Raw genomic sequence first — 7527 nt, forward strand, 5'->3', positions numbered from 1 at the left:
ACATCCGGAACGACAGGCAAACCAAAAGGAAGTGTGATTTCCCACAGAAATGTAGTACGTCTTGTAAGAGATACTGATTATATTGAACTAAATGAAAATACAGTAATCTTACAAACAGGTTCCCTATCGTTTGATGCGTCGACATTAGAGATATGGGGAGCGTTCTTGAATGGTGGGAAAGTAGTGATTACATCTCAGGAAATCATTACAGACCATGTGCAATTAAAACAAGCAATTAGAAACAACAAGGTTACTACGATGTGGCTCACATCAACGCTCTTTAATCAAACAATCTCTGAAGATGTGACGGTGTTTGATACGCTGAGACATCTGTTAATCGGTGGAGAGAAACTTTCGGATGCCCATGTTCGAATGATGAAAGAGCATAATAAAGAAACCATTCTGACAAACGGATATGGTCCGACAGAGAATACGACATTTACAACCACATACGAAATTCCAGAGAATTTCGAAAACATTCCAATTGGAAAACCAGTCAGTAATACTCAAGTATATATTCTGAATGGAGATAACCTTTGTGGCATCGGTGTGCCAGGAGAATTATGTATTGTAGGTGACGGATTAGCCAGAGGCTATCTAAATCGTCCTGAACTGACAGAAGAGAAGTTCGTGAAGAATCCATTTGGTGAAGGAAGGATGTACCGTTCTGGAGACCTTGCAAGATGGCTGCCAGATGGAAACATTGAATACTTAGGTCGAATCGATGAACAGGTGAAGATTCGAGGATTTAGAATCGAACTAGGTGAAATCGAGAGCCGAATTCGTGAAATCGAAGGTATTCATGACAGTGCAGTGATCGTAAAAGCGGATCAAAACGGTGATAAAGCAATCTATGCATACTATACAGGACAAGGGGTAAGCGTGTCAGAAATAAGATGCATGTTGAGAGAGAGATTACCAGAGTACATGACCCCTTCCTATATGATGGAAATCGACAGTATTCCTGTGACTCGAAATGGTAAATTGGATAAGAGGGCATTACCAGAGATTGAAGTCAAAGCAACCCGAGAGTATGTAGCACCAAGAAATAAGAAGGAAAGTATGGTATGCGAAGCATTCAGCACTATGTTGAATGTGAAAGAAGTCGGCGTAAAAGACAACTTCTTTGCACTTGGCGGAGATTCTATTAAGGCAATAAGAATCATATCGAGCCTTAGAAAAGTTGGATATCATTTAACAGTAAAAGACATCCTGACTGGAAAGACGACTGAAAGAATCGCATTGGTAATGGAAGAAACAGGAAATGAACGTAAATATGAGCAGGGAGAAGTAAGTGGACCCGTAACTAAGACTCCTATTATAAAATTGTTCGATTTTTGGAACTTAGAAAAACCAGAGCACTTTAACCAGGCAATGATGTTCTCAGTAGACGGTATTGATAATGCGCAAATTAAGCAAGCAATCGAAGAACTTGTGAAACATCATGACATGTTAAGGGCAGTATACAAAAATCAACAACTCGAAATCCTTCCAATCAGTGAAAGGGAATTGTGTGATTTTTATGAGTTTGATTACCGAGGAAAAGATGACGTCAAGCAGGGCATTCAAGAGCGCTGTAGTAAAATACAGGCGAGCATCAATCTGGAGATTGGTCCGTTGGTAAAAATTGCTGTATTTGAAACAGACCATGATAAAGTAATGATGTTCTGTGTACACCATCTAGTAATCGACGGTGTATCTTGGCGAATTCTTGCAGAGGATTTTGAAACAGCGGTGGGTCAAATAAAGAAAGGGGAAGAAGTAAAACTACCTGAAAAAACGGCTTCATTCAAAGAATGGGCGGAAAGCTTAGAAAGATATGCGATGAGTCCAGAACTCAAGAATGACAGAATGTATTGGCAAGATGTTATTGCTAATCTACAGGTTGATAAACGGTTGGAGAACGAAAGCGATGAAAAGTATATCTCAGATAGTGTTCTTTTCTCATTAAACAAAGAAGAGACATATCAATTATTGCGTAATGTAAATAATGCATATAATACAAAAATTGATGATATACTTCTATGCGCTTTAGTAAGGGCTATGAATCAGTGGAATGGGGAACAAAAGGTTTCTGTTTCAATTGAAGGACATGGAAGAGAGGAAACACCATATAAGCTTGATATTGATAGGACAGTAGGATGGTTTACCGATATTTACCCAGTAATTTTCGAGCACTATGAGGATTTGGGGAATTCTATCATTTTAACAAAAGAAACATTAAGAGATGTACCTAATAAAGGCTTAACATTCGGATTAATTGATAATGCACAAACATGCCAAACAGATGTAACCTTTAACTATCTTGGTCAGGTAGTAGAGAATACTGAATTAGATTACAGTAAATATTCTGCAGGAATGATGATGGCAGCGGAGAATCATACAAATGCGAATTTAACCTTTAATGGTATTTTAAATAATGATGAAATAACATTTGGAATATACTTTAATAAGTGTCTATTTGAAAAGAATGCAATTAAAAATCTGGGTAACAAATATATAGAAATGTTACAAGAGATTATTAAACACTGTATTCATTCAGTGGATAGCGTTTTAACAATATCTGATCTAGATACAAATGATTTAGATGATGACGATATGAGTATTATTAATGATTTGTTTGAATTTGTTTAATAGTATAGTGTTGACTATTGAAGATTTATGAAGAAACAATGACGAGTGAGTTTTGAAAAATGATTTAACGACATGCGCTTCTATCATCTTTATATGAAAACATATCATTATTATGGAAATGACCGCTTTCACAAAATGGGTAAATTAAGGGTGTTGGCTGAGAAAATTGGACATTTACCGACCCCCTTGTCCACCCTATTTTACTGAATTAAATCTAATTGAAAAAATTGCTCTGTTCTTTAAAGATACTTCATGAAAATTATTGAAAAACTTCAACACTTTTAATAAGGCTCTATTGTCTTACTTTCAAAATAAATATAAATAAGTATAGTGTAAGGTGACGAGTACTGACTTTTGAACTAAACGGATAGGCGCATCAGAGGCTAGAGAAGTAAATATATCACAAAGGTTGTACGAAGTAGTAACTTTTACCCAACTTGCTTTCATTCAAATGAATATGCTGATGTTTGTACCGATGCCGAAAAATTAGGAATAAATATTTTCGGCATCGGAACACAGTATTGTAGACGTTGGTATTACAATACGAGAAAATAACGGTGTTTTTCCGTTGATTAACCACTGCATGCGTATAATGGACAAGTGACGGTTTGAGGTAGACATCTGTTCGTGATATTTGATTGATTTCTTTTTTCGGCAGGTTCATTACTGCTTAGTGCAAGTCCAGCTCAAGAACACAGCTTTTTGGAAGTTGAAAACTACGGCATATCCATGTCAATTTCTGAGATGATTTGAATCGCTGATTGACGGCGTATTTCAGGGAAGGTTTATAAAAGATCGATTGCTGGTTCATACGGTTCAATATCTTATCCAATAGATGATCAAGAATATCAATGGAGTGATTGAGATATGTTTTGTCAGGGGCAAAATCGTGGATTGAAATGAGATAATCTCGGACTTTCTTAGAACTGACACCAAACATATCAGAGACCACATAGTACATGGCGACATTCCTACAGTAAAGGTATTATGAAGTCGACTCATTTCACTTGAAACGATTACTGTCCAAGCTAGTGCGGTAGCGAGTAACTTCTCGCAATCATGAATTTTTCGTTGGGATAAAGCTACCTCTTGCGAATCCTATACGGAAAAGTTCAACAGTCCATTTTGAGTCTCTCGTATCATGTTCATTTCCCTTTACTGTACGAACCCATTAAGGATTCCCAATGGTGACATCAATCTGATCTTCAAGCAAATTGGAAACAGGAAACCAATATATATCAGTACCTTCCAAACACACATCGTAACAGTTTCATTCTAATAACTGCTTTTTAATGCCGGAATACGGTTATTAAAAGTTAGGAATTATTTCTTCTGATGATGGGGCATTAATTTGTTGGATTTTGTGGTAATCATGTTAGCGATTAAAAAGCTTTTGTGCACATCGATCCCACAACAAGTTGGATAAACGACTTTCATGATTTTTAGCTCCTTTCTAAAAAGTAATGAAGAGGTGATTGGTCGGGACAGCAATTAATAAGATTTGTTAAAACAATGATTAGTATACGGATTTTATTTGCCAATCAATTGTGCTTGAAAGTCCCGACCTTACACTGGTTAGTATACTGATTCAAACAAACGAGGTTTCCTACAACTCTAACTCACCGAGCTGTGTAGGTAGTGCACCTCAATTATATTATAAGCGGGAGATTCATATCCGTTTTTCATTTTTATTTGACTCGAGGGGCGAGTCGAGATGGGGGTTAGTATGAAGAAAGTAAATGTTGCAAAGAAAGTAAACACAGTAAATAAATTAATTGAAAATGTGTATCCGTTAACTCCGTTACAGGAGGGAATGCTTTACCATTATCTTTTAGATGAGAATACAACGGATTATGTAGTACAGACGGTTTTTTCATTGGACTCCAAATTTAATGACAAGCTTGCAACAAAAGCATTAGAGCTATTGTCGGAACGTTATTCGGTATTAAGAACTAGTATTGTTTTTAACAAGATATCGAAACCACAGCAGATTGTATTAAAAGAAAGACAGATTGAATATAAATCGTTTCAGTTTTCAGAAGAAGACTTCACGCCAAATTCTTTTTCTAATTTTTTGAAGGACGATGTTAATCGTGGATTTGATTTACAGAAGGATTCACTTTTGAGAGTACACCATGTGATTTTACCAGGGAATGAACAAAAGTTAATATGGACTATTCATCATATTATTGTTGATGGATGGTGCAATGAAATGCTTATAGACAAGTTCTTAGAGTATTATGACAAGCTTGTATCAGGAGAGGATATTAATACTTTAAAAGAACTTATAGTAAGAGAAAAAGAAAGTCAGGGTGAATACAGTGAATACATAAACTGGCTGGTTAAACAAGATCAGAAGAAGGCAAAAGACTATTGGAGAGAGTTACTAGCAGATTATGATAGTGATTGCGAAATCAGAGCAGTCAAAACACCTGAATACAGCGATGAACAGATGAGAAGACTGAAGGCTACTGTAGATGAGAAGTCAACATTAAAGCTGAAGAAATATGCAGAGAGAAATGAAAGTACGTTAAATACTATAGGAGAAATGGTATGTGGAATCATGCTGCAGGCATATACAGGAAACCAAGATGTAGTCTTTGGTAAAGTTGTATCGGGAAGAAATGCTAATATTCTAGGAATCGAAGATATGGTAGGCTTATTCATCAACACTATTCCTGTGAGGGTGAAGGTAGAAAATGATACAACCATTAATGAACTATTGATAAAGCAGCAGGCACAGGCAAATGAAGGTACAGGTTATGACTATTGTTCATTAGCAGAAATTCAGAATGATACGATTCTTGGAGCTGACTTAATAAAATTAATTTATGTATTTCAAAACATATCTCATTCAAGAAGTGGTAGAGAAGGAATTGGTATAGAAAATCAGAGGGAACAAACCAACTATGCGGTTTCAATTGTCGGATATGAAGTGAATGGTAAACTCGGATACGATGTCATGTATAATCCAAATAGATATAGTACAGAAGAAATGGAAGGCCTATTAAACTGTCTGGTAAAAATCAGTGAGGAAATCGCAGAAAATCCAGATAGACGAGTAGCTGAAATAGAGACTGTGACTGAGGATGAGAAAGAAAAGATCCTCCATGACTTCAATGCAACCAAGACAGAGTATCCAAGGGAGAAGACGGTAGTCGAACTGTTCGAAGAACAGGCAGCTAAGACACCAGATCAGATTGCTTTAGTCTTCGAAGAAGAAGAAGTAAGCTACCGAGAGCTGAATGAAAGAGCCAATGTGTTAGCTCATAAGTTAAGAGAGCTGGGCGTAAAACCAGATGACTTCGTAGCGATCGTGGCAGAAAGAAGTATCGAGGTGATCACCGGAATTTACGGAATCATCAAGGCCGGAGCCGCTTATGTACCAATCGATCCAACGTATCCAGAAGAAAGAATCGCGTTTATGTTGGAAGACTGTCAGCCAAAGGCCATGTTACTTTACGGGGCAGAGTATGAAACCAACCTAACAAAGATTGACTTAAAAGAAGCAGGAACTTGGGAAGGAAATATCCAGAATCCAGAGAAAATCAACAAGGCGGAAGACTTGATCTACTGTATCTACACATCCGGAACGACAGGCAAACCAAAAGGAAGTATGACTGCCCACAGAAATGCAGTACGTCTTGTAAGAGATACAGATTATATTGAGCTAAATGAAAATACAGTAATCTTACAAACAGGTTCCTTATCGTTTGATGCGTCGACATTAGAGATATGGGGAGCGTTCTTGAATGGTGGGAAAGTGGTGATCACATCTCAGGAAATCATTACAGACCATGTGCAATTAAAACAAGCAATTAGAAACAACAAGGTTACTACGATGTTTCTCACAACAATGCTCTTTAATCAAATGATTTCTGAAGATGTGACGATGTTTGATACGCTGAGACATCTGTTAATTGGTGGAGAGAAGCTTTCGGATGCCCATGTTCGAATGATGAAAGAGCATAATAAAGAAACCATTCTGACAAACGTATATGGTCCGACAGAGAATACGACATTTACAACCGAATACGTAATTCCAGAGAATTTTGAAAACATTCCAATCGGAAAACCAATCAGTAATACTCAAGTATATATTTTGAATGGAGATAACCTCTGTGGCATTGGTGTGCCAGGTGAATTATGTATCGCAGGTGACGGATTAGCCAGAGGCTATCTAAATCGTCCTGAACTGACAGCGAAGAAGTTCGTGAAAAATCCATTTGGCGAAGGAAGGTTGTACCGTTCTGGAGACCTTGCAAGATGGCTGCCAGATGGAAACATTGAATACTTAGGCCGCATCGATGAACAGGTGAAAATTCGAGGGTTTAGAATCGAACTAGGAGAAGTCGAAAGCCGAATTCGTGAAATCGAAGGTATTCATGACAGTGCAGTAATCGCGAAAGTGGATCAAAACGGTGATAAAGCGCTCTATACATACTATACAGGAGAAAGCGTCAGTGTATCGGAGATAAGAGAACATCTTGTTGGTGTGTTGCCGGAATACATGATTCCATCCTATATGATGGAAATCGACAGTATACCTGTAACTCGAAATGGAAAACTGGATAAGAAAGCATTACCAGAGATCGAAGTAAAAGCAACCCGAGAGTATGTAGCACCAAGCAATGAAACCGAAGAGACAATATGTAAGATATTTGGTGAAATCCTGGCTGTAGAGAACGTTGGCGTAAAAGACAGTTTCTTTGAATTAGGAGGACATTCCTTACGTGCAACTCGTCTGGTCAATAAGATTGAATCGGAAACGGGCTACCGAATTGCTTTAAAGGATGTATTTAGTCATCCAACACCAGAGAAGTTATCACAGATTGTACTGGAAAGTGAGACAGAAGAATACATTCCGATTCCAAGGGCAGAGGAAAAAGAATA

2 protein-coding genes are annotated in these 7527 nt (G+C 37.4%); both read left to right on the top strand.

Annotated features, from left to right (window positions below; genetic code table 11):
* Positions 1-2634 (top strand): condensation domain-containing protein (locus ABE34_RS20615; protein ID WP_197144323.1); only part of this gene is annotated, 2634 nt, incomplete at its 5' end.
* A gap of 1726 nt (positions 2635-4360) precedes the next feature.
* Positions 4361-7527: non-ribosomal peptide synthetase (locus ABE34_RS20620; protein WP_197144324.1), on the top strand; the 3167-nt coding region annotated here is incomplete at its 3' end.

The sequence above is a fragment of the Lysinibacillus sphaericus genome, from assembly GCF_015844675.1.
GTDB lineage: Bacteria > Bacillota > Bacilli > Bacillales_A > Planococcaceae > Lysinibacillus > Lysinibacillus sphaericus_E.